The organism is Georgenia phoenicis (genome assembly GCF_047302425.1).
Lineage (GTDB): Bacteria > Actinomycetota > Actinomycetes > Actinomycetales > Actinomycetaceae > Oceanitalea.
The window spans coordinates 286,780-308,727 of sequence record NZ_CP154855.1; the positions used below are offsets into that span (position 1 = coordinate 286,780).

The window sequence follows — 21,948 nt, forward strand, 5'->3', positions numbered from 1 at the left end:
GTACCTCTCTCAGCGGGTCGGGGTCTGGGCAGGGGCGGTCGCGGGGGCGCCGTCCTCGCTCTCGTCGAAGTCGCCGGTGCGACGCGCGATGAGGGAGAAGTCGAAGTTCTCGCGGCTGCGCAGCGACATCGCCACGCACACGATCGTGCTCACGGCGTAGGCGACGAGCGAGGCGCTGAGCACCGTGTAGTCGTGGAGGAAGCCGATCCCGAAGGGCGCGACTACGACGGTCGCCACCGTGCCCACCGCGAGCGCCACCCGCAGCCCGAAGAACCCGAAGCACATGAGCCCGAGCACGACGCCGACACCGATGACCGCGAGGACGTCGACGAGCAGCCCGACGGGCCCGCTCATCGGGAGGAGCTCGAAGCGCACCGGGACGAAGAGGGCGATCGCGCTCAGCGTCGCGACGGTGAAGGCGGCGTTGGTGACGCGGCCCCAGTAGAAGCTGGCGATGACCGGGAATACGAGGGCGCCCCACAGCGCGCCGACGAAGACGAGCAGGTCGAGGATGTTGAGCTGGCCGCTGGCGAAGTACAGGCCGGCCGCCGTGGCCACCACCATCGTCACGCGCCCGACGAACAGCATGGTGCGCGGGTCGGCCTTCTTCCGGCCGGCGACGTTCTGGCCGTAGACGTCGGCCATCATGATCGAGCTGAGCGCGGACAGGTCGGAGTCGGCGGTGGAGGACAGTGCGCCGATGATCATGACGAAGAACAGCGCGAGCAGCGCCGGACCGAGGTAGGTCGCGGCCAGCTGCGGGATGAGGTTGTTGACGTCCCCGCCGGCCGGCTCGATGCCGAGGTACAGCGCCATGACGCCGAGCATGCCGATCCCGATGATCGTCGCGCCGTAGCCGACGGTCGCCGTCACGAAGGTCGGCTTGATGAGGTCCTCGCGGACGGCGAAGAGCCGCTGGGCGATCGTCTGGTTGCCGATCGCGTAGGCGAGGACGGCGGCGATGTACGGGGCGCCCTGGTTGAGGAAGGCGTCGGAGGAGAAGAAGCTCTGCTGCTGCGGTGTCACGTGCGCCGCACCCTCGGTGAAGATCGCCGGGCCACCAGCGGCGAAGAAGATGACCGGGATGATGACGACGACGGCGCCGAGCATCGCCATGACCTGGGTGAAGTCGGTGAGGACCGAGGCGCGGAAGCCGGACCACAGCGTGTAGAGCAGCACCCCGCCCGCGACGGCGACGATGCCCTGCTGGAAGCTGAAGGGCGAGAGCATCGCGACGAGCGCGCCGCCGGCGATGAAGTTCGAGGTGAGGCTGATGACGCTGCCCAGGACGTTGGAGCCGGCGAGCATGAGCTGGCTGGACCGGCCGTGGCGGGCGTGCATGACCTCGGCGAGGGTGTGCGCGCGGGGGGCGACCTTCCGGATGCGGCGCCCGAAGGGGTAGATGAACAGGATCATCAGCGCACCCCACAGCCCGTAGTGGATGGGCCCGGAGACGCCGTAGGTGTAGCCCGCGGTGGCCGAGGCGTACATCGAGGACGCCCAGATCCACGTTGCCGTCATCGACGCGGCGGAGATCCCGAAGCCGATCTTCGCGCCGGCCGTCATGTAGCTGTCGGCGTTCTCCCTCTTCCTGCTGATGGTGAAGGAGATGAGGAGCGTGCCGCCGTAGAACACGACGAACAACGCGATGATGAGGGGCGCGCTCAGGCCTGCGATGCCCTCGGGACTCATGGACTTCCTCTCCTCGACGGGCCCCGGACGGCCACGCGGATCTCCGGGCACACCGGCGCGACGGACTGCCGGACCGGCCCCGTGGGGCGTCCGGGCGTCCGGGCACACCGGCGCGTGCGGCTCCCCGACATCCGGCCAGGGGGCCCGGTCAGCGAGCCCAGGCAAGCTCCCCCACCAGCGGTGAGCAGGGGGCGCGGGCGCCGACCAACCCGAGGGACACTAGCAAGAACGGTCAAAGATCCCTAAACGACCGGCGTGTTCCCGGGCATGGGAGCATCCGTTTTCCGCATGGCCATGCGGTTCCGGCGCGGTGTGACATGCCACCGGCTCGCAGCACCCTCGGGCTCGACCAGACGCGTGGTGGCACCGTCCCCGCGTGTCCTTTCCACCGGCCTGCGGCAGGCTGGCCTGCGTGACCGTCCTGCTTCTGCTCGGGGGATTCGCCGTCCTGGTCGTCGGCGGTGAGCTGCTCGTACGCGGCGCGGGGGCGCTGGCACGCGCCTTCGGGATGTCACCACTGGTCGTCGGACTGACAGTGGTGTCCTTCGCCACGTCGGCGCCCGAGCTCGCCGTCACGGTGGACGCAAGCCTGTCCGGCAGCCCCGGGCTGGCCGTCGGGAACGTCGTCGGCAGCAACATCACCAACGTCCTGCTCGTCGTGGGTACGGCCGGCCTCATCCTGCCGATCGCCGTCCGCCGCCCGGTCGTCCGCCAGGACGTGCCGGTGATGATCGCGATGTCGGTGCTGCTGCTCCTCCTCAGCCTCGGGGGCGTGGTGAGCCGGCTCGACGGCCTCGTGCTGCTGGCTCTCCTCGCCGGCTACGTGGCGTGGCGCGTCGTCGCCTCCCGTGGCGGCAGTCGCCACGAGGACGACGACGCGCCGGCCCGCCCGGGGAACCCCTGGCTCAACGCTCTCCTCGTCGCCGTCGGTGTCGCGCTGCTCGTCGTCGGGGCACGGTGGCTCGTGCGCGGCGCCACGGACGTCGCCACCGCCCTCGGCCTCAGCGAGCTCGTCATCGGCCTGACGGTCGTCGCCGTGGGCACCTCCCTGCCCGAGCTGGCGACGTCGGTCATCGCCGCGCTCCGCGGGAACGTCGAGATGGCCGTGGGCAACGTGGTGGGGAGCAACATCTTCAACATCGGCGCGGTCATGGGCATCGCGGCCGTCGTCTCCCCCGACGGCGTCCCGGTGGACCCAGGAGCCGTGCGCTTCGACCTCCCGGTCATGGTCGCCGTCGCCCTCGCCCTGCTGCCCGTGGCCTTCACCGGCTTCTGCGTGGCGCGCTGGGAGGCAGCGCTGTTCGTCGCCTACTACGCCGCCTACGTCGCCTACCTCCTGCTCGACGCCGCGGGTCACGACGCCCTGCCGCAGTTCAGCGGCGTCATGCTCCTCTTCGTCATCCCTATCACCGTGCTCACACTGGTGGTGCTCACGAGCTACGAGGTCGGGCTGCACCGCGGGCGCCGCACCGCCGGAGGTGACGAGGCGCGGCGTGGGGCATCGTCGGAGTGACGAGGCGGCGGCGCACGCCCTGCTCCCTGTCGGGCTCAGGCGGGGGCGCGGTCGGGCGGGAAGCCGCCCGTGGCGACGGGGCCCCAGCCGGTGACGGTGATGCGCAGCAGCGACTTGCCCTGCCGGCGCATGGCCGCGCGGTACTCCTCCCAGTCCGGGTGCTCCCCGGCGATGCAGCGGTAGTACTCGACGAGGGCGTCCTCGGCCTCGGGCATGTCGAGGACCTCGGCGGTGCCGTCGACCTGGACCCAGGCGTCGTCCCAGTCGTCGGAGAGCACGAGTACCGACGCGGCGGGGTTACGGCGCAGGTTCAGCGCCTTGGCGCGGTCCGGGTAGGTCGAGATGACGATCCGGCCCTCGGTGTCGACGCCACCGGACACGGGGGAGAGCTGCGGGCGGCCGTCGCTGCGCGTGGTGAGCAGGACGAGGTGGTGCCGGTCCTTGACGAAGGCGAGGAGCTGCTCGCGGGTGACCCGGTCGGCGGTGGCGATGCGCGGCATGCGGTCATCGTAGGCGCCGGGCCGGCGGGCTACTCCCCGCGCGTCCCGAACACGAGCCACCCGCCGCCGAGGAGGAGCCCGCCGAGGATGACCATGAGCCCCAGGCCCTCCGGTCCACGCTCGTCGGGCTGCTCGACGTCCTCGGCCTCGACGCGCGCCGGGTCCACGGCCGCCGGCTCCGGCGGCCGGGTGGGCCGCGGGAGCGTCACGACCGGTGCGGCGATGTCGAGCGTCTCGTCGGGCTGCTGGGCCGCCTCCTCCGCCGGCGCCGGCCCCGGCTCGGTGGCCTCGGGGGCAGGCGGGGCGGGCCGCGGGACCACCGGATCCTCCACGTCGGGGCCCTCCTCCACCGGCACCTCCTCGGCCGGCACGTCGGTGAGCTCGAGCGTGACCGGCCAGCTGCCACCAGCGCCGGGCACGGTCTCGACCGGTGCGCCGTCGACCTCGAGCCGGTGCCCCTCGGTGGCCGCGACCGTCAGCGTGACGGTGGCGACGCCGTCGACGTACGCGGCCGTCACCGGGTGGGTCCCGGGCTCCACGACCTCGCCCGCGTCGTCGCGCACGAGCTGGGTGGCGACGTCGGGCACGACGACGGCGTCCTCCCGTCCCACGCCGTCGACGGCGGTGGGCAGGACCGGCTCGACCGGCACGCGCGGGTCGAGGACGTAGCGGACCTGGCTGGTGGAGCCCTCGTCGTCGAGGAGGGCGTGGCCGGGATCGGCGACGACGGCGAGGACGACCCGGCCGACGTCCGTGCCCAGCACGGCCGGGTTCAGCTCGTACCGGTCGCCCTCGGGCGACTCGACGAGCCGGGCGGCGTCGGGCATCTCGTCGACCGCGACCCCGTCGACGAGCCAGGTGAAGCCGCCCGCGCCCGCGGGGAGGAGGAAGCCCGGCACGCCGTCGACCTCGGTGGCCTCGTACTCGGGCACGACGACGAGCACCGGCTCGGCCGGGTCGGTCACGGGATCCGTGGGCTGCTCGGTGGGGTCCTCACCAGGCGGCGGCTGCTCTGCGGTGTGCCGAGGATCCGGGTCCTCGGCGAGGAGCTTGACTCCGGGCAGCGCGCTGCCGCCGACGAGCAGGAGGGCGGCCGTGCCGGCGGCCCATCTGCTCGACCACGCGCTGACACTGATCACGGCGGGCTCCAGGAAGGCAGGGTGGGGGTACGCCCCCACCCTGCCCTATCGGCAAGGCAGGACGGGTGTTCAAGGGGTACGCGCCGCCCGCGTGCGATGCGTCGCACCTTCTGAACCCGGCGAGGCGCAGGAAAGGGCGACCGATGATCAGGAAGGGCGACCCACGGCCATCGGCGCCGTCGTGAGGCCGCCGCGGTCGTCCCGGGCCTGCGCTGGGGGAAGACGCAGGCGCCGGGAGACCTCGTCGGGGACTGTCGCAGCACGCTCAGCGCGGGCATCGCCGTTCGGCGCGGCGTCCCGACGAGCGAGGAACGCGTCGAGGTCGGGGTCGGGGGCGATCAGGGTCAAGTAGTGACGCGTTCGCCTCATCGTCCGGCTCCTCAGCGGCGTCCTCGGTGGCACGGTGGGTCCGCGCCCTTGCCCATCCCATCGACGGGCATGCCGGGAAGTTGAGCGGCGCGACCGTGTGAACCACGGAACGCGAGAACGGCGGGACCTCAGTGGCCGGGCGATCGGAGGTGGTCGTGGATCCCTGTCTCGACGGTGCAGCACGTCAGTCGCTCTGTTCGACGTTCTCTGCGTACTTTCGCCGGACGTCCTCCCAGTCCATGATCTCGGTGTCAGGCCACATCACTGCTTCATGGCACTCTCCACCATCGACCGCTTCCGCAGTCCGTGTCGACAGATCGGCCACCAAGGTCCAGCAAGCTGCGACGGTTCTCCGAACCGGGAAGTTCTCGACGTTGCCGCCATCGCCACCGCCGACGCTAGTCACGGCGATCTCAACCGTGTCGCCCTCCTGGGTGGCTGCCGTGAACCACGATCGTGGTTCTCCCGGCTTGAATTCCCGCCAGCCTCCTACGGGCTGCTCGGTCCACATCTCGAGCTGTGCGTCGTCCTTGTTGAGAATCCGCACATCGGGACACCGAGACCCTTCGACCGTCTCAAGGTAATCAACAAAGCCCGGGTCGCCGGGGTATGCGGCCAGAAACCGCTCAAGGCACTCAACAGTGCCTTCGCGCTGGAACATGAGGTGCGAGATCGCGTAGTCGCGCGCGCGTGCGCCCGCGCCGATGCTGCACGCCCCCAACGCGACGGCCGAGACGGCACCAACGGCCAGCCGGGCCAACTGGCGGCCTCGACCTCGCCTCGCCGAGGTCTCGGTCGTCCGCGCTTTGGCATCCGCACAGGATCGGACAGGCGCCCGACGTCTCATCATCCGATTCCAGCCCCCGCCCGTCGTCGTTGAGTGCCCGACCGTACCGGACTGGAACTAACAGGCGTAGGGACGCGTCTGTACCGCAGGACTTGCAGGGGGATGCGGGTGGAGCGCCCTTGGGGACGGTATACGAAACGTCTCGGTGCCTGATCACGAGTCGGGACCAAGGAAACAACGGAAGTTCGAGCCCAGAACCGTCAACGCTCTCGACATCGAACTCGTCCGGTTCACGCTCGCGCGCGGCTACCAGCTCGCCGCCTGGACCGTGCCCTCGTCGACAAGGCCGTCGGGTACGTCATCACCGGTGCCCACACCGTCCCCGACACCCCCGGTACAAGGCACGCCACCTCCTCGCAGTACCTGCCCGACCCCAACGCCGATCCCCACGAGGCGGAGCACCCCGACGCCTGGTGGTAGGCCGTCTGCCGCCGCGACCAGCCCCCGCTTGACCCTCCAGGGTCGGTCACGGTCCAAGCGGCCCGACCATCCGCGTGGGCGAAACGACCCCGTGATCAGGTGAAAAGCGGTTGCGGTCATCCTTTTGAATGATGGTGCGCACCTCTGCTGATCGCTACGTTTCACGAACGACGGTCAAACCATGTGGCCGCGAATCAAAGGGGACGGTTCCATGCGAAAAAGCATGTTCGTTTCGATTCTGGCGGGGGCGACCGTATTGTCCGCTTCCATCCTTCCCGCAACGGCAACGACCGCGGCAACGACCCCACCGGCCGACGTGATCCTCAGCGGCTCCGTAGCTGGACCTGAGGTCCCGTCGAACGTGCCGGTGCGGCTCTTCATCCTGCAACCCGAGACCGAGGCGACCCAGGCCCAGACCACCGGCCCCGCCGTCGTAGCGAACCGGGCCGCGACCGTGCGCACCGACGCATCCGGTCGCTTCTCACTGCCTCAGTCGGCCGTGGACCCCACCGCCCTGCCCGCACAGTCCAGCAGGGTGGACGTCGCCGTCATCGCCGGCGAGCCAGGCGGGGAGCTTTCCGTCTTCGAGACCACCATGGTCTACAACGACGTGACCGGTGACCTCGAGATCGCACCCGAGCTCACCCAGCCGGCCACCGACTCCGACAACACGGCGACCACCGACATGGTTCCCGAACGTGTCCTCGTGAGGCCGGGCAATCCCCCCGCGGGACCTCTCACCGTCCCTGACGCCGCCGCCGCTCCCGCTGCCGCTGCCGCTCTCCCCGCCCAGGAAGTCACCGTCGACGCCGCCGGTGTCCCACATATCCAGATGTCACTCGTGGGCGTCGCCGACGACTCCCAGGCGGTCGCCACGTCAGCCGGGGCCCGCTCACTCTCCGACGCGTCCCCGTCCGCCACGGTCGACGGCCTCTCGAGCACCAGAGTCGCCACCTACAAGCGCATCCCCACCTACGTCGGCAGCATCCACGCCACCACCAACGGCTACACCGCCAAGTTCAGCACCACCACCTCAGCCAACGGCAGCTTCGGAACCGCGATCAACATGGGCCGAGGCTGGAACGCAGGAGGGACGGTCTCGCGCTCCATGGGCATCACGACATCGTGGGGTCCTCGCAACACCGCGGGTAACTGGGTCCTGGGCACCTACTACTCGACCGCCAAGTACAAGAACACCCTGTGCGAGTACGGAGCCTGCTCGACGTACCACACCATCAGGGCCTACATGCACGAAGGAGGCGCGACCAGCGGAGCCGCATCGGCACCCACCGCCACCTACTGCAGGCCCTACGAGAAGGGCGCCGGCGTCCGGCTCAACAAGAACGCAGCGACGACGTGGAACGCCGGGTTGAAGATCTCGAGCATCGTGGGGTTCAACGTCACCAGCCGGGCCGGATACTCCAACAACGAAGTCCTGAACATCACCGCGACCGCGAAGCGGAACTTCTGCGGGACGAACACCTACCCCGGCAACTTCCCCGCTCGCATCGTCGTCAAGCCCTGAGGCTCCGGTGATCCCGACTTCCTCAAGCCGCAGCTCGATGGGCCTGTTCCTGGCGGCCTGCCTATGCCTCACAGTTGCTGGATGCACACAACCGGCAGGGTCCAACACCTCATCCGTGGCCGACGCCTTAGCCGTGACCGACAGCGGGTCTGGTGAGTTGTGCGCCGTCACTGACACCGAAGGCCTAGCAACCATCGGCTGGGAAGAGCTCACCAACACATCAGGCGATCCGGTCGACGTTCAGGACGTCGACATCCCGACGCCAGAGATCGAAGTGGTCGAGTGGGCCATCTTCCCGCTCGACTGGTCGGGCGGGGTGCTCAGCGGTGACCAACTGCCCGAAGGGGAGGGCTCCCGCCAGATCGAGCCCGGCGTGACAGACCAACTGGTGATGGTGCTCCGGACAGACGCCGCAACACAGTCGCCGGTCACCGCACCGACCCTCACGTATCGAGACGGGAACGGCCATCAGGGATCAGTCGACCTCACGTGGTCGATCACCCTGATGCCTCCCGGAGAGGAGTGCGGCGACGACTGGTGACCTGCCAACGCGGTCCTTCAAGAGACCCGTTCCGCGTAAGACCCCGGGTGCGGATGAACCACAGTGACCAGCTGCACCTGGCACCCCTGGAGGAACACGAAGAGGTCACCATGACGGTGCACGAGTCCCTCGTCCCGACCGCCCCGACGGCCTGGGGGTTCCACGACCCGATACTCGTCGCGGCCGCGCCCGGCCGGTACCGCGTGCGAGTCAGCGCACGCGGACGTGGCAGCAACCAGACCTCAGCGTCCTCGAGGTCGCCGAGTGGCACCTCGCCGAGTTCTGGCCCGAGAGCCTCGTCCATTGAGCCGCCAGCCGCCTGGGGTCCGCTCCGAGACAGCTAGTCATGGAACGTCACATAGAGAAGACCCGCAGGTCCCAACCTCTCGTAGAGGATCCTGCGGGTCTTCTGTGCGCGAGGGGGGAGTTGAACGGGACGAGTAGCCCGCCCCTCCACACCCCAGAAAGGCACACACTCCGTGAAGACGACAACCCGCAAGCGCCTCGTCGACTGGTGGGACCAGCCCTAACCCCCAACGCCGCGCCCACCACGAGGACAGAACCATGCCCACACCCGCAGGTCGCAGGACGCTGGGACCAGTGCCCCTCCCTGAGGCCGAACTCACCGCCGCAGCCCGAGCCGCCTACGCGCGCCGCCGCGACATCAAACTACGGCTCGCGCACACCCCCAACACCGACACCCTCGCCCTCCTCACCACCTACCGGCGAACCAACCCCGACCTCGGACGCATGCGCCTACGCACAGTCCTCAACGCACTGGCCGGACTCGGTCAGGCCAGCACCAGCAGGCTCCTCACCGACCTCAACCTCAACGGCGACAGGCGCCTCAACCAGCTCGGCCCCCGCCAAGCCCGCACCCTCGCCGAACGACTCAACACCGCCAACCGCCACCGCTAGCGAACGGTTCACCACCATGTCCAAGCGCACCACCCGCATCACCGTCACCGTCCTCATCGCAGCCCTCCTCGCGGCCGGCCTGCTGCCCGTCCTCGCCTAATCATCGCTCGCCGCCCCCTCGAGGAATCCTCGGGTGCCTGGCGGCTCAGGGGACCTGGCGACCGTCCCTGTAGGAGTACATGACGGCCGTCGCAGCCCACAGGCACACCGCCACCACAAGGGGCACCGGGGACGACAACTCGTAGTTGGGCAAGGCCCACGCCCGGGCGGTCCCGAGCTGATCCTGCGTCCCCCAGACCCAGCAGACCATCGCGTACGCCGTCACCGGCAACCAGGCGATCGTGCGCGGCAACAGGCAGACGCTGAGCGCCCCGATACCGACGCCGAGAAGCACGTTCCTGGCATAGAACGGCAGGAGCAGTCCCGCGTCCTGCCGGACAGCCACGGCCACCGCACCGACAAGGACCACCGTCAGCGTCACGGTCACGAACCACGTCAGCCTCAGGTCCCGCAGCGGCCGGTCCGGCAACGACTCGTCCAGCTCGACCCACGGTGCACCGAGAGGGAAGACGATGACCGTCCCACCCAGCAGAGCCGCATTCAGGAAGATCGACGCGGCCGCGTCCCGAACAGGCACGCCAAGGTAGGAAACCGGCGCCAACAGGATAGGGAGAGCCGCCAGCAGGGCGAGGACCCCCAGCCTGACCGTGCCCCCGCGGGAACGCGCGAACAGCCGCAGCGTCGTCGTCATCGATCGCACTCGGTCAGGACCGAGTACGCCCGCCCAGCTTCCTCACGGGTGGGCGCCCTCTCGGCGATGCCGTACGCCTCGAGCACCCCCGTATCGGGAACGAGCTCCGGCGCCAGCCACCACTGCAGCACGACCATCTCACGAGCCATCTGCGCGTCCTCAGCCGCGGTGGCATTTGGCCCCCAGCACACAGCCAGCCCGTCCGTTACCGCCGGTACCAGCTCCCGCGTCGCGTCCCCAGGGCGGCCGATCGGCAACGTGATCCACACAGTCCGCCGCGCCCCGCCAGCGTCCACCATCGCGGCGCTGGGAGAGAACCGTGCCGTCGACATCGCCGGGTCCAGCTCGGCCAGCCGGGCAGCCGTCGGGGACAGCGCCTGGCTCACCGCATCGGTCATCGCACGCTGGTCCGACGGCAGGCACACCTCGGTGTCAGTTGCAGGGACAGGCGTGCACGGCCAGGTCGAATCGTCCGCCCACATGCGAGGCGCTCGAAGGTCGGCCCCAGCGAGGATGAGGACGGCCGCGACACCGGCCGTGACGCCGACGGCCCACCAGCGACGCAGACCCGTGGTCAGCGCCCCTGAGATCGCCAGACCCGCGACCACCAGCGCGGCGAAAGCGGCGCACAGGCCCAGAAGCACCCCGGGCCGCAGATGCATCGCCACGATCACCGAGCCGGTAGCGCCCACCCAGTCAGTCAGCACACGGGCGCCGCCGACGTCGAACACCAGGCACGCGAACCCCGCGACGGTGAGGACCGGCGGCACAAGCCAGCCCGGCACTCTCGCAGCACACGCCCCACCCAGGGCGCTCATCGCCATGGTGCCGGTCAACGCCGGAGCCACAGGAGCGATCGCCCGCCAGTTCGGTGGTGAACCGTTCCACGCGGCCACCCCAAGGGCCAGCACCGTTCCTGCGAGCAGACCGGCGCAGATCCAGATCCCCGGCCACGCCGCGCTCATGACCAACGCACGCCACTGAGCCCCAGTCGGTAACGCCTCGAGAAGGGAGAAGGACGCGGTGCGCCGCAACCGGATGACCGGAACCGCGGACGCCCCGAGCGCGATCGGCCAGAGCACGTAGATCGACGTGAGGGCAGCGTCGACCGCCCACACCGCCGAGAGCGTGAACTCCGGACGCCCGAACAAGCTGATGGCCGCAACGATGACGGTCACGGGACCGAGGTACCACGCGGCCGGACGCCAGATCCAGCCGTGACGGCGCACGCTCACGTCCGCCTCGTCAGAAACCGACAACACCATCAGTCTCGTCCAGTCCGGCACGCGCAGGCGCCGTGCCACCGATCAGCGACAGGAACCCGGCCTCCGCGTCCGAAGCGAGAGCATGGTGGCCCTGCCCGTCCCTCCTGCCCCACTCCTGCAGGTCCGCGAACGACCCCTGCCACAGGGCTCGACCCTCATCGAGGATGAGAATCCGGGAGGCCAACTGCTGCAGGTCCTCCACCACGTGTGTCGAGACGAGCACCAGCCGCTCCGCCGCCAACCCCGCCAGCAACTCTCGCAGGCGGACCCTCTGCCGGGGGTCGAGGCCGGCGCTCGGTTCATCCAGGATCAGGATCTGCGGGCTGTGCACGATCGTCTGCGCGATGAACGCACGCTGCCGCTGCCCGCCGGACAGGTGCCCGAGCTGGACGTCACGACTGTCCTCGAGCCCCACGGCTGTCACCGCCCGGGAAACCGCCTCGTCCACCCCGTGGCGACCGATACGGAGCTTGCCGAAGTACGTGACGAACTCGGTGACAGTGAGCTCCGGCAACCATCGAGGCGACTGCGGCAGGTACCCGACCCGGCCGCGCAGCCGGGACCTGTCCGCACGGGAAACGACGGGGACACCATCGACGGTCAACCGCCCTCCCGACGGGGGAGCGATGCCCGCAAGAATGCGCAGGAGTGTCGTTTTTCCGGCACCGTTCACACCGAGAGCGCCAATAACCCCGGTACCCCATTCGCCCGACACGCCACGTAACGCTTCATGGCGCCCGTATCGAAACGTCAGGCCCTCCGCTGCGATCTTCACGTGGAAGGCACCGGTTAGTACACCGTCGAGCGATAGGTGCCGGCGCAGTTATCCGGCCGCAGCCGAATGTCGACGCACACGTTCGTGTGAGTCCTCAGCCCGTAGTGCTTGCGCGGAGTCCATGACACCGCCACCCCCGTGCTGAGCGAGCTCGTCGTGCGGTCAGTCTGCTGCTGCCCGACACCGACCCAGGCGTAGTACTTGTAGCTTCCCCCGGGCCTGCGCTGCACGAGCTGGTCGTAACGCTGCCCGGTCACCTTCCCGTACACGGCCCGCCCGTCGCTCGAGCTGCGGTCACGGACGGTCATGATCGAGGTGTGGAAGTTCTTACCCGAGACCCTGGCTGTAGCCGCAACTCCATCCCTACGCCAACACCCGCCACCACCATCGCCCCAGTCGCTACTGCGACTCTCAAAATTCGCTGCCACTTCATCGTGGCCCCCCAACTGTTCGGTTGTCGGGGACAACGTGGCAGTCAGCAACCTTCGTGTCAATACCCAAAAGGGACATCGGTACGACTTCAAGGTCGAGCGGAGCCCGACCGCAGCGACCTCGCCGCTGAACCGCCCCGCCCTGATGCGCCCTCGCCGCGTTTGTCGGCGTGCACTCACGCCACTGCTCCCACACCGTCCTCGGTGGCTCCGAGCATCGCCAGGAAGGGGAGCCGGGGCACCAGAACGCGCCTACCGAGACGGATGTAGGGGATCATCCCCGTCCTCGATCCCCCGCGATACGGACCGGCGGTGCACCTGGAGGATGTCTGCGACCTCTCCGAGGTTAAGGGTCGCGCGCGTACTCGCGATGGCGTCGTTCATGGTTGTCACCTTGCTGCCGCTGGTGGGGGTGCTCGGTGCCGATCCTGCCGTGTTCAACGTGCTTCTCCTTGTATCTCCTCGCCCCGTACATCCGTCACCGTAGCGACGCGTATATACCCGCAGGTCAGAGGCACAAAGACTCACCCAAGGGCTGCCAGCCACTCTGAGGTCCCCACCGAGACAGTTGGTCACATGGGACGTCACATGGGGACGAAAAAAGACCCGCAGGGCCCCAACTTTTCGTTGGCATCCTGCGGGTCTTCTGCTGTGCGCGAGGGGGGAGTTGAACCCCCACGCCCTTTCGGGCACACGGACCTGAACCGTGCGCGTCTGCCTATTCCGCCACTCGCGCGTCGTACAGCGAGGACGAGATTAGCACGCGGCCGCGCTGGCCGACGACGCCGTCGCCCGCATGGAGAGCGGTCTCACAGGAGGGCCCCTCCGCCCCGCCGGATCGAGCCGCCGATGCGTCAGGGGCGATGCACAATCGTTACGATCAGGGGGATCATGGGAGGAGGTGTGCCGATGGGAGCGCTCGATCGCTTCGAGAAGAAGGTCGAGAACGCGGTGAACAACGTGTTCGCCAAGGCGTTCCGCAGCGAGGTCAAGCCGGTGGAGATCGCCAGCGCGATCCGCCGCGACATGGACGACCGTGCTGCCGCCGTGTCCCGCGACCGCACCGTCGTGCCCAACGAGTTCACGGTCCTCCTCAGCCCCTCCGACCGCGAGCGCGTGGACGACTGGGGCGCCGAGGCACTTGCCGAGGAGATGGTCGCGGCCGCGACCGCCCACGCCGACTCCCAGCAGTACGCCTTCGTCGGCCCCGTGCGGGTGCGCTTTGAGACCGACGAGTCCGTCTCCACCGGGCGCCTGACCGTCACCTCCGCCACCCGCCGCGGCTCGACCGCCCCGGCGACGTCGACGGCGGCCTCGGCCCGCCACCCCATCATCGACATCGACGGGCAGCGCTACCTCCTCACCGGCCCGGTCACGGTGCTCGGCCGCGGGACCGAGGCGGACGTCGTCGTCGACGACACCGGCGTCTCCCGCCGCCACCTCGAGCTGCGAGTCACCCCGAACGGGACCGTCGCCACGGACCTGGGCTCCACCAACGGCACCTTCGTCGAGGGCCACCGCATCCAGGCGGCCACCCTGCTCGACGGCAACACGATCACCATCGGCCGCACCCGGATCATGTTCTGGAACGGCGCCGACGACGAGGCGGGCGGCTGACCCATGACCGAGCTGGCTGTCACCCTGCTGCGCCTGAGCTTCCTCGTGCTGCTCTGGGTCTTCGTCCTCGGGGCGCTGGCCGTGCTGCGCCGCGACATCTTCGGCACCCAGATCACCCGCCGCGCCCGCGCCGGCCAGCGCGGCAAGCAGCAGCGCGGCCGCCGCCCGGCACCCGCCGCCCCCAAGCGCCCGGCCCGCTCCACCCCCACCCGCCTGGTCGTCACCCAGGGTCCCCTCACCGGCACGACCATGCCGCTGGGCCCCTCGGCGATCGTCGTCGGCCGCGCCCCGAGCTCCACCCTCGTCCTCGACGACGACTACTCCTCGGGCCGGCACGCCCGCTTCTACCCCCAGGACGACGTCTGGTGGGTGGAGGACCTCGGCTCCACCAACGGCACCTTCGTGGGAGACCAGCGCCTGACCCAGCCCGTGCAGCTCGCCGCCGGCACCCCGGTGCGCGTCGGGCAGACCGTCATCGAGCTGCAGCGCTGAGCCCATGCCCCTGACCGTCAACTTCGCCGCCCGCTCCGACGTCGGACTCGTCCGCTCGAGCAACCAGGACTCCGGGTACGCCGGCCCGCACCTCCTCGTCCTCGCCGACGGCATGGGCGGACCAGCCGGCGGGGACATCGCCTCCTCCGTCGCGCTCGCCCACCTCGTCCACCTCGACGACGAGCACCCCGCCGCAGACGAGCTCCTCCCCAGCCTGCGCGCCGCCGTCGCCGCCGCCCACGCCGACCTCGAGGAGCGCGCCGAGGCCGACCCCGAGCTCGCCGGCCTCGGGACGACGTGCATCGCCCTGCTCCGCTCGGCCAACAAGATCGCCATGGTCCACATCGGCGACTCGCGCGCCTACCTCCTGCGCGAGGGCGAGCTCTCCCAGGTGACCAAGGACCACACCTTCGTCCAGCACCTCGTCGACACCGGCCGCCTCAGCCCCGAGCAGGCCGAGCGCCACCCGCAGCGCTCGGTGCTGCTGCGCGTGCTCGGCGACACCGACGGCGACGTCGTCCTCGACGAGTCGGTCCGCGAGGCGCGGGTCGGGGACCGCTGGCTGCTGTGCTCCGACGGCCTCTCGGGCGTCGTCAGCACCGAGACCATCGCCGACACCCTCACGCGTGTGCCCGACCCCGGCCGCTGCGCCGAGGAGCTCATCGACCTCGCCCTGCGCGGCGGCGGACCGGACAACGTGACCTGCGTCGTCGCCGACTTCCTCGACGACGACGACCTGCCCGCCGGCGTCGTCGTCGCCTCCGGGCCGCAGGTCGTCGGCGCCGCCGCGACGGACCGCCTGCGCGGCACCCGGGGCAGCGCCGGGGCGGCCGGCCGCGCCGCCGCCCTCTCCCCCGCCGCCCCCTCCCCGGACGACGACGAGCCCGCGCCGCCGCGCCGCCGCCGCTGGGTGGGGCGCACCCTCCTGGCCCTGCTCGTCCTCGCGCTGCTCGCCGGTGGCGGGTGGCTGGGCTACCGCTGGACGCAGAGCCAGTACTTCCTCGCGCCCGAGGGTGAGGTCGTGGCCATCTACCGCGGCATCCCGCAGGAGGTGGGGCCGCTGTCGCTCTCGGAGGTGCACTCGCGCACCGACCTGCGCCTGGAGGAGCTGCCCGGCTACGCGCGCGACCGCCTCGAGGCGACGATCACCGTCTCCTCCCTCGCGCAGGCCGAGGACCGCGTGGCCGAGCTGCGCGACGAGGTCCGCGCCGCCGAGGAGGAGCCGACGCCCACGCCGTCGCCCAGCCCCTCGCCCAGTCCCTCGCCCACGGCGGAGGACGCCTGATGGCGATCGTCAACCCGCAGGCCGCGCGCCCCGGGCGGTGGGTCGAGCTCGGCCTGCTCCTCGTCGCCCTGGCCATCGGCCTGTACGCCTACCTCCAGGTCGGACTGGCGACGGCGGGCTCCCCACCGGCCGGGATGGTCACCCAGGCCGGGGTGCTCGTCGTCCTCGCGCTCGTCACGCACGTCGTCCTGCGCTGGCGCGCCCCCTACGCCGACCCGGTGATCCTGCCGGTCGCCGTCGCGCTCAACGGCCTGGGCCTGGCGATGATCCACCGCATCGACATCGCCGAGGACAGCACCTTCGCCTCCCGCCAGGTGCTGTGGACGATGATCGGCGTCGCGGCCGCCGTCGCCGTCGTCATCGCGCTGCGCGACCACCGGCTGCTGCGCCGCTACACCTACCTGTCGATGATCGTCGGCCTCGTCATGCTGCTCCTGCCGCTGCTGCCGGGCCTGGGGCGCACGATCAACGGCGCCCGGATCTGGATCTCGATCGGTCCGCTGTCCTTCCAGCCCGCCGAGCTCGCCAAGGTGCTCCTCGCCGTCTTCTTCGCCGGCTACCTCGTCACCAACCGCGACACCCTCGCGCTGGCCGGGCCGCGGTTCCTGGGCCTGCAGCTGCCGCGCGTGCGGGACCTCGGCCCGATCCTCCTCGCCTGGGGCGTGGCCCTGGTCGTCCTCGTCTTCCAGCGCGACCTCGGCACGGCACTGCTGTTCTTCGCGCTCTTCGTCGCCATGCTCTACGTCGCCACCGAACGGGTGAGCTGGGTCCTCATCGGCCTGCTGCTCTTCGCGGGCGGCGCGGCGCTGGCGGCCACCACCCTCGGGCACGTGAGCGACCGCTTCGACGTGTGGCTCAACGCCCTCGACCCGGACATCTACTCGCGCGACTTCGGCGGGTCCTACCAGGTGGTCCAGGGCCTGTTCGGGATGGCCTCCGGCGGCCTCATGGGCACCGGCTGGGGCCAGGGGCGGCCCGACATCGTCCCCTACGCGCAGTCCGACTTCATCATCGCCTCGCTCGGTGAGGAGCTCGGCCTCACCGGCCTGCTCGCGATCCTCCTCATGTACCTCGTCCTCGCCCAGCGCGGCATGCGCGCGGCGATCGGCGTGCGGGACGGCTTCGGGACGCTGCTCGCCTCGGGCCTGTCCTTCGTCGTCGCCTTCCAGTGCTTCGTCGTCGTCGGGGGCGTCACCCGCCTCATCCCGCTCACCGGGCTCACCATGCCCTTCCTCGCGCAGGGCGGCTCCTCCCTCGTCGTCAACTGGGTGATCGTCGCGCTGCTCCTGCGCATCTCCGACGCCGCCCGCCGCCCGGCCGCCATGGCCGGGGACCTGCCCATCGGGCCCCTCGACACGAGCGGGGACGTCGCCGAGGTGAGCTTCCGCCCCACGGGCGACGACGCCAACCCCACCGAGGTGGTGAGACTGTCGTGAACACCCCCGTCCGCCGGCTGACGACCATCGTCGCCCTCATGTTCCTCGCCCTCATGGTCGCCGCGACCTCCGTCCAGTTCGTCCAGGCGCCCTCCCTCAACGCCGACGGCCGCAACGTCCGCACCATCTACCGCGAGTTCGGCCAGGACCGCGGCCCGATCATCGTCGCCGGTGAGGCGATCGCCTCCTCCACGCCGGTCGACTCCGCCTACGGCTACCAGCGCAGCTACGCCGAGCCGCTGCTCTACGCCCACACGACCGGCTACTTCGCCGCCGGGCTCAGCTCGATGACCGGGATGGAGCAGGCCGCCAACGACGTGCTCGGCGGCACCGCCGACTCCCTCGTCGTCCAGCGCCTCCAGGACCTCGTCACCGGCCGCCAGCCGCAGGGCGGGTCGGTCGAGCTCACCATCGACCCCGCCGCCCAGCAGGCCGCCTGGGACGCGCTGGGGGACCAGCGCGGCTCCGTCGTCGCCCTCGACACGCGCACAGGCGCGATCCTCGCCTCGGTGTCCAAGCCGAGCTTCGACCCGAACACGCTCGCCGTCCACGACGGCGCCGCCGCCCAGCAGGCCTACGACGCGCTGCTGGCCGACCCGGCCGACCCGCTCGTCAACCGCGCCATCTCCGGGGACCTCTACGCGCCGGGCTCCTCCTTCAAGGTCATCACCGCGGCCGCCGCGATCGAGGACCTGGGCCTCGAGGCGGACAGCCCGGTGCCCTCCCTCGCCCAGCTCCAGCTGCCGCAGACCACCCGGGTCATCAACAACCCCGGCGGGATCGCCTGCACCTCCGAGGACACCGCCCCGCTGCGGTACACGATGGAGCAGTCCTGCAACACGACCTTCGCGCAGCTGGGGATGGACCTGGGCCCGGAGCGGCTCGGCGAGCAGGCGGAGGCCTTCGGCTTCGGCCAGGAGCTGCGGATCCCGCTGCGGGTCACCGAGTCCCGCTTCCCCACGGACCTGGACGCGGCGCAGACCGCCATGTCCGCGATCGGGCAGCAGAGCGTGCGCGTGACCCCGCTCCAGATGGCGATGGTCTCCCAGGCGATCGCCAACGGCGGTGAGCAGCTGCAGCCCTACCTCGTCGCCACCGAGCGCAACGCCGACCTCGAGGTCGTCTCCACCACCGAGCCCACCGTCCTGCGCCGGTCCGTCTCGGAGGAGACGGCGGAGGTGCTCACCGAGCTCATGACGAGCGTCGTCGCCAACGGCACGGGACGCGCCGCCCAGCTCCCGGGCATCGCCGTCGCCGGCAAGACCGGCACCGCGCAGAGCGGCTCCGACGCGCCCCCGCACGCCTGGTTCACCTCCTTCGCCCCCGCCGACGACCCCCAGGTGGCCGTCGCCGTCGTCGTCGAGAACGGCGGCATCGAGGGCGACATCGCCTCCGGCGGCACCACCGCCGCCCCGATCGCGCGCGAGGTGCTCGCCGCGCTGCTGCAGGACTGACCGTGGCGATCCGGGCCGGCCACCTCCTCCGTGAGCGCTACGAGCTCACCGAGCGCATCGCCGTCGGCGGCATGGGCGAGGTGTGGCGCGCCCGGGACCTGCTGCTCGGGCGCACCGTCGCCGCCAAGGTGCTGCGCGAGGACCTTCTCGACGACGCCGCCTCCCTCGCCCGGCTGCGGGCCGAGGCCCGCAACGCCAGCGGCGTCGTCCACCCGAACGTCGCGGTGCTCCTCGACTACGGGGAGCAGGACGGCGGCGGCTTCCTCGTCATGGAGTACGTGCCCGGCGAGCCGCTCTCCGCGGTCCTCGAGCGCGAGCGCACCCTGCCGCCGCACCGGCTGCTGCCGATCCTCGCCCAGTGCGCCGACGGCCTCCACGCCGCCCATGAGGCCGGGGTGGTGCACCGGGACGTCAAACCCTCCAACATCCTCGTCATGGCCGACGGCACCGCCAAGCTCACCGACTTCGGCATCTCCCTGGGGACGGGCCAGCCTGCGCTCACCGCGGCCGGGATGGTCATGGGCACCGCCCAGTACCTGCCACCCGAGCTCGCCATGGGCCGCCCCGCCCAGCCCGCCGGCGACGTCTACGCGCTCGGGGTCATCGCCTACGAGGCCCTGGCCGGACGCCGTCCCTTCACCGGCACGAACCAGGTCGACATCGCGATGGCGCACGTGACCGACCCCGTGCCGCCCCTGCCCGAGCACGTACCCCCGCCGGTCCGCGAGCTCGTCGCCGCGATGCTCGCCAAGGATCCCGCCGGGCGCCCGGCGTCCGCGCAGGTCGTCGCCCGTCGCATGGGCGAGCTCGCCACCGACGACGGCGTACCCCCCGCCGTCGCCACGCCCGCACCGCCGGCGCGACAGCGGGAACGCCCCGCTCCCCGCGGGCGGTGGCGCCGCCCCACCTGGGCCGAGCTGGCCGCCGACCGGCGCTGGCTCACCGCCGTGGGGATCGGGCTCGCCCTCGCGGCGGTACTCGCGCTCACCCTCGGTACCCTTGCCCTGGGCGGGGACCAGCCAGGTGGCAGCATGCCGGAGACTCGAGCCGATCGACTGACAGTGAGGAACCCCTAGTGGTGGACGAAGTACCCAAGGTGCTCGCCGGACGTTACGAGGTCCGCGAGCTCATCGGTCGGGGCGGTATGGCCGAGGTCTACATCGGCTACGACAACCGGCTCTCCCGCACGGTCGCCATCAAGGTGCTCCGCTCCGACCTCGCCCGCGACCCCACCTTCCAGGCGCGGTTCCGCCGCGAGGCCCAGTCCGCGGCGTCCCTCAACCACCCGGCGATCGTCTCCGTCTACGACACCGGCGAGGACGACGTCCTCACCCCCTCGGGCAACCGCGCGCACGTGCCGTACATCGTCATGGAGTACGTCGAGGGGCACACCGTCCGCTCGCTGCTCACCGACGGCTCTGCCGTGCCCATCGACGAGGCGAGCGAGATCGTCATCGGGGTGCTGTCGGCCCTGGCCTACTCCCACCGCGAGGGCATCGTCCACCGGGACATCAAGCCCGGGAACGTCATGCTCACGCCCACCGGCCAGGTCAAGGTCATGGACTTCGGCATCGCGCGCGCGATGGCCGACTCCGCGGCGACGATGACCCAGACCCACGCCGTCGTCGGCACGGCGCAGTACCTGTCCCCGGAGCAGGCGCGCGGCGAGGTCGTCGACGCACGCTCGGACATCTACTCCACCGGCTGCCTCCTGTACGAGCTGCTCACCGGCCAGCCGCCCTTCAGCGGCGACTCCGCCGTCGCGGTGGCCTACCAGCACGTGCGCGAGGTGCCCAAGCCCCCGAGCCAGGTGGCCTCCGACATCCCCGAGGCCCTCGACCGGATCGTCCTCAAGGCGCTGGCCAAGGACCGCGAGGACCGCTACCCCGACGCCGCCGCCATGCGCAGCGACCTCGAGGCGGCCCTGCGGGGCGGCGCCGTGAGCGCGCCGGCCACGAGCACGTGGGCGGCGGCCGCCGCGGCCGCCAGCCAGCCGACGACCGTCATGGGCGCCACGCCCGGCGCGACGCAGGCGATGCCCACGCGCACCGCCGTCGCCGCCGAGGAGGACGAGGAGCCGAAGAAGCGCTCCCCGTGGTGGGTGTGGCTGCTCGTGCTCGTCGGCCTGCTCGCCGCGGCAGGCGTGGTCTGGCTGCTCCTGACCGGCGACCGGGAGGAGGAGCCGACCGAGCCGGTGACCGTCACGGTGCCCGAGCTCGAGGGCATGGACCAGACCGAGGCGCGTCAGACGATCGAGGAGGAGGGCCTCGTCTTCGCGATCGGGGACCCGGAGTCCTCCGACGAGATCGAGCCGGGCCTCTTCGTCAGCTCCGACCCCGCCGTCGGGACGACGGTCGAGGAGGGTGAGACGGTCACCGTGCGGTTCTCCGCCGGACCCGAGGCCGTCGCCATGCCCGACGTCACCGGCCTGAGCCAGCGCCAGGCGCAGGACCAGCTCTCCGAGCAGGAGCTCGGGATCAGCGTCCGCATCACCTACCGGCCCATCGACGACCCGGGCTACGAGGCCGACCGCGTCGCGCGGACCGAGCCGGAGGCCGGTGTGCCGATCGAGCCCGGCGCCGAGGTGGTCCTCCACATCGCCACCGGCAACGTCGAGGTCCCCGACCTCACCGGCCAGACGATCGACGCCGCCACCGAGACGCTGCGCCAGCTCAACCTCTCGGTCACCCGGGTCGACCAGCCCTCCGGGGACTTCGCCCCCGGGACGGTGCTCGACCAGGACCGGGTCGGCCCGGTGCCCCGGCTGAGCACGATCGAGCTGGTCGTCGCCGTCGAGCCGCCGGCGCCCGAGCCGCCACCGGAGCCCACGACGGAGCCGCCGAGCGACGACGAGCCGACCACCGACCCGCCCACCGACGGGGAGACCGACGCGAGCGGCCCCGGGAACAGCGAGTTCGGCCGCAGCCGGGGCAACGGCCCCTAATCCAGCGCCAGGACGCGAGAACGGCCATGTCGGA

19 protein-coding genes and 1 tRNA gene are annotated in these 21,948 nt (G+C 71.0%); 11 read left to right on the top strand and 9 right to left on the bottom strand.

The window, feature by feature from the left end; all coding sequences use genetic code 11:
- Positions 1-9 precede the first annotated feature (9 nt).
- On the bottom strand, positions 10-1,692 hold the full coding sequence (locus tag AA0005_RS01460) for a sodium:solute symporter family protein (RefSeq protein WP_413451660.1): 1,683 nt from the start codon (positions 1,690-1,692) through the stop codon (positions 10-12).
- A gap of 403 nt (positions 1,693-2,095) precedes the next feature.
- On the opposite strand from AA0005_RS01460, the gene AA0005_RS01465 reads away from it, so the two are divergent.
- The gene (locus AA0005_RS01465) at positions 2,096-3,205 is read left to right on the top strand and encodes a calcium/sodium antiporter (protein WP_413453047.1); all 1,110 of its coding nucleotides are present in this window, start codon (positions 2,096-2,098) and stop codon (positions 3,203-3,205) included.
- A gap of 35 nt (positions 3,206-3,240) precedes the next feature.
- Here AA0005_RS01465 and AA0005_RS01470 read toward each other — a convergent pair whose 3' ends face one another.
- From AA0005_RS01470 to AA0005_RS01480, 3 genes are all read right to left on the bottom strand, one after another.
- Positions 3,241-3,705: a PPOX class F420-dependent oxidoreductase gene (locus AA0005_RS01470; RefSeq protein ID WP_413451661.1), complete on the bottom strand. Its 465-nt coding sequence runs from the start codon at positions 3,703-3,705 to the stop codon at positions 3,241-3,243.
- A gap of 29 nt (positions 3,706-3,734) precedes the next feature.
- Positions 3,735-4,844, bottom strand: a complete 1,110-nt coding sequence (locus tag AA0005_RS01475; RefSeq protein ID WP_413451662.1) for a hypothetical protein — start codon at positions 4,842-4,844, stop codon at positions 3,735-3,737.
- Between the two features lie 553 nt (positions 4,845-5,397).
- Entirely contained in the window at positions 5,398-5,973 is a 576-nt protein-coding gene (locus AA0005_RS01480) for a hypothetical protein (RefSeq protein WP_413451663.1), read from the bottom strand.
- Positions 5,974-6,703: 730 nt separating this feature from the next.
- On the opposite strand from AA0005_RS01480, the gene AA0005_RS01485 reads away from it, so the two are divergent.
- The 3 genes from AA0005_RS01485 (at position 6,704) to AA0005_RS01495 (ending at position 9,464) form a co-directional block, all read left to right on the top strand.
- Positions 6,704-8,005: a hypothetical protein gene (locus AA0005_RS01485; RefSeq protein ID WP_413451664.1), complete on the top strand. Its 1,302-nt coding sequence runs from the start codon at positions 6,704-6,706 to the stop codon at positions 8,003-8,005.
- A 115-nt stretch (positions 8,006-8,120) separates the two neighbouring features.
- A complete protein-coding gene (locus tag AA0005_RS01490; protein WP_413451665.1) occupies positions 8,121-8,546 on the top strand; it encodes a hypothetical protein in 426 nt (141 codons plus the stop codon).
- 600 nt (positions 8,547-9,146) lie between these two features.
- Positions 9,147-9,464 carry a hypothetical protein gene (locus AA0005_RS01495; RefSeq protein WP_413451666.1) on the top strand — a complete coding sequence of 106 codons (318 nt, stop codon included), beginning with the start codon at positions 9,147-9,149 and terminating at the stop codon, positions 9,462-9,464.
- Between the two features lie 145 nt (positions 9,465-9,609).
- Here AA0005_RS01495 and AA0005_RS01500 read toward each other — a convergent pair whose 3' ends face one another.
- From AA0005_RS01500 to AA0005_RS01520, 5 genes are all read right to left on the bottom strand, one after another.
- Positions 9,610-10,215 (bottom strand): hypothetical protein, encoded by a 606-nt coding sequence (locus tag AA0005_RS01500; RefSeq protein ID WP_413451667.1) that lies wholly within the window; start codon positions 10,213-10,215, stop codon positions 9,610-9,612.
- A complete protein-coding gene (locus AA0005_RS01505; RefSeq protein ID WP_413451668.1) occupies positions 10,212-11,474 on the bottom strand; it encodes a hypothetical protein in 1,263 nt (420 codons plus the stop codon). The genes AA0005_RS01500 and AA0005_RS01505 overlap by 4 nt, the downstream gene beginning before the upstream one ends.
- Positions 11,461-12,255 carry an ATP-binding cassette domain-containing protein gene (locus tag AA0005_RS01510; protein WP_413451669.1) on the bottom strand — a complete coding sequence of 265 codons (795 nt, stop codon included), beginning with the start codon at positions 12,253-12,255 and terminating at the stop codon, positions 11,461-11,463. The genes AA0005_RS01505 and AA0005_RS01510 overlap by 14 nt, the downstream gene beginning before the upstream one ends.
- A gap of 14 nt (positions 12,256-12,269) precedes the next feature.
- Positions 12,270-12,563, bottom strand: a complete 294-nt coding sequence (locus AA0005_RS01515; protein WP_413451670.1) for a hypothetical protein — start codon at positions 12,561-12,563, stop codon at positions 12,270-12,272.
- Positions 12,564-13,338: 775 nt separating this feature from the next.
- Positions 13,339-13,422: transfer RNA gene (locus AA0005_RS01520), tRNA-Leu, on the bottom strand.
- Positions 13,423-13,595: 173 nt separating this feature from the next.
- On the opposite strand from AA0005_RS01520, the gene AA0005_RS01525 reads away from it, so the two are divergent.
- The 7 genes from AA0005_RS01525 to pknB are packed head-to-tail and all read left to right on the top strand — an operon-like array spanning position 13,596 to position 21,914.
- Entirely contained in the window at positions 13,596-14,303 is a 708-nt protein-coding gene (locus tag AA0005_RS01525) for an FhaA domain-containing protein (protein WP_413451671.1), read from the top strand.
- 3 nt (positions 14,304-14,306) lie between these two features.
- On the top strand, positions 14,307-14,795 hold the full coding sequence (locus tag AA0005_RS01530; RefSeq protein WP_413451672.1) for an FHA domain-containing protein: 489 nt from the start codon (positions 14,307-14,309) through the stop codon (positions 14,793-14,795).
- A 4-nt stretch (positions 14,796-14,799) separates the two neighbouring features.
- On the top strand, positions 14,800-16,080 hold the full coding sequence (locus AA0005_RS01535; RefSeq protein WP_413451673.1) for a PP2C family protein-serine/threonine phosphatase: 1,281 nt from the start codon (positions 14,800-14,802) through the stop codon (positions 16,078-16,080).
- Positions 16,080-17,516, top strand: a complete 1,437-nt coding sequence (locus tag AA0005_RS01540) for an FtsW/RodA/SpoVE family cell cycle protein (protein WP_413451674.1) — start codon at positions 16,080-16,082, stop codon at positions 17,514-17,516. The genes AA0005_RS01535 and AA0005_RS01540 overlap by 1 nt, the downstream gene beginning before the upstream one ends.
- Positions 17,513-18,970 carry a peptidoglycan D,D-transpeptidase FtsI family protein gene (locus AA0005_RS01545; RefSeq protein WP_413451675.1) on the top strand — a complete coding sequence of 486 codons (1,458 nt, stop codon included), beginning with the start codon at positions 17,513-17,515 and terminating at the stop codon, positions 18,968-18,970. Before AA0005_RS01540 ends, AA0005_RS01545 begins: the two co-directional genes overlap by 4 nt.
- Positions 18,971-18,972: 2 nt before the next feature.
- A complete protein-coding gene (locus AA0005_RS01550) occupies positions 18,973-20,046 on the top strand; it encodes a serine/threonine-protein kinase (protein ID WP_413451676.1) in 1,074 nt (357 codons plus the stop codon).
- Positions 20,046-21,914, top strand: a complete 1,869-nt coding sequence (gene pknB, locus AA0005_RS01555) for a Stk1 family PASTA domain-containing Ser/Thr kinase (RefSeq protein WP_413451677.1) — start codon at positions 20,046-20,048, stop codon at positions 21,912-21,914. The genes AA0005_RS01550 and pknB overlap by 1 nt, the downstream gene beginning before the upstream one ends.
- Positions 21,915-21,948: the final 34 nt, after the last annotated feature.

Coding starts and splice junctions, on each gene's coding strand:
- AA0005_RS01460 (WP_413451660.1), bottom strand. CDS start 1,692: ATGAGTCCCGAGGGCATCGCAGGCCTGAGCGCGCCCCTCATCATCGCG.
- AA0005_RS01540 (WP_413451674.1), top strand. CDS start 16,080: ATGGCGATCGTCAACCCGCAGGCCGCGCGCCCCGGGCGGTGGGTCGAG.
- AA0005_RS01470 (WP_413451661.1), bottom strand. CDS start 3,705: ATGCCGCGCATCGCCACCGCCGACCGGGTCACCCGCGAGCAGCTCCTC.
- AA0005_RS01525 (WP_413451671.1), top strand. CDS start 13,596: ATGGGAGCGCTCGATCGCTTCGAGAAGAAGGTCGAGAACGCGGTGAAC.
- AA0005_RS01530 (WP_413451672.1), top strand. CDS start 14,307: ATGACCGAGCTGGCTGTCACCCTGCTGCGCCTGAGCTTCCTCGTGCTG.
- AA0005_RS01500 (WP_413451667.1), bottom strand. CDS start 10,215: ATGACGACGACGCTGCGGCTGTTCGCGCGTTCCCGCGGGGGCACGGTC.
- AA0005_RS01515 (WP_413451670.1), bottom strand. CDS start 12,563: ATGACCGTCCGTGACCGCAGCTCGAGCGACGGGCGGGCCGTGTACGGG.
- AA0005_RS01485 (WP_413451664.1), top strand. CDS start 6,704: ATGTTCGTTTCGATTCTGGCGGGGGCGACCGTATTGTCCGCTTCCATC.
- AA0005_RS01535 (WP_413451673.1), top strand. CDS start 14,800: ATGCCCCTGACCGTCAACTTCGCCGCCCGCTCCGACGTCGGACTCGTC.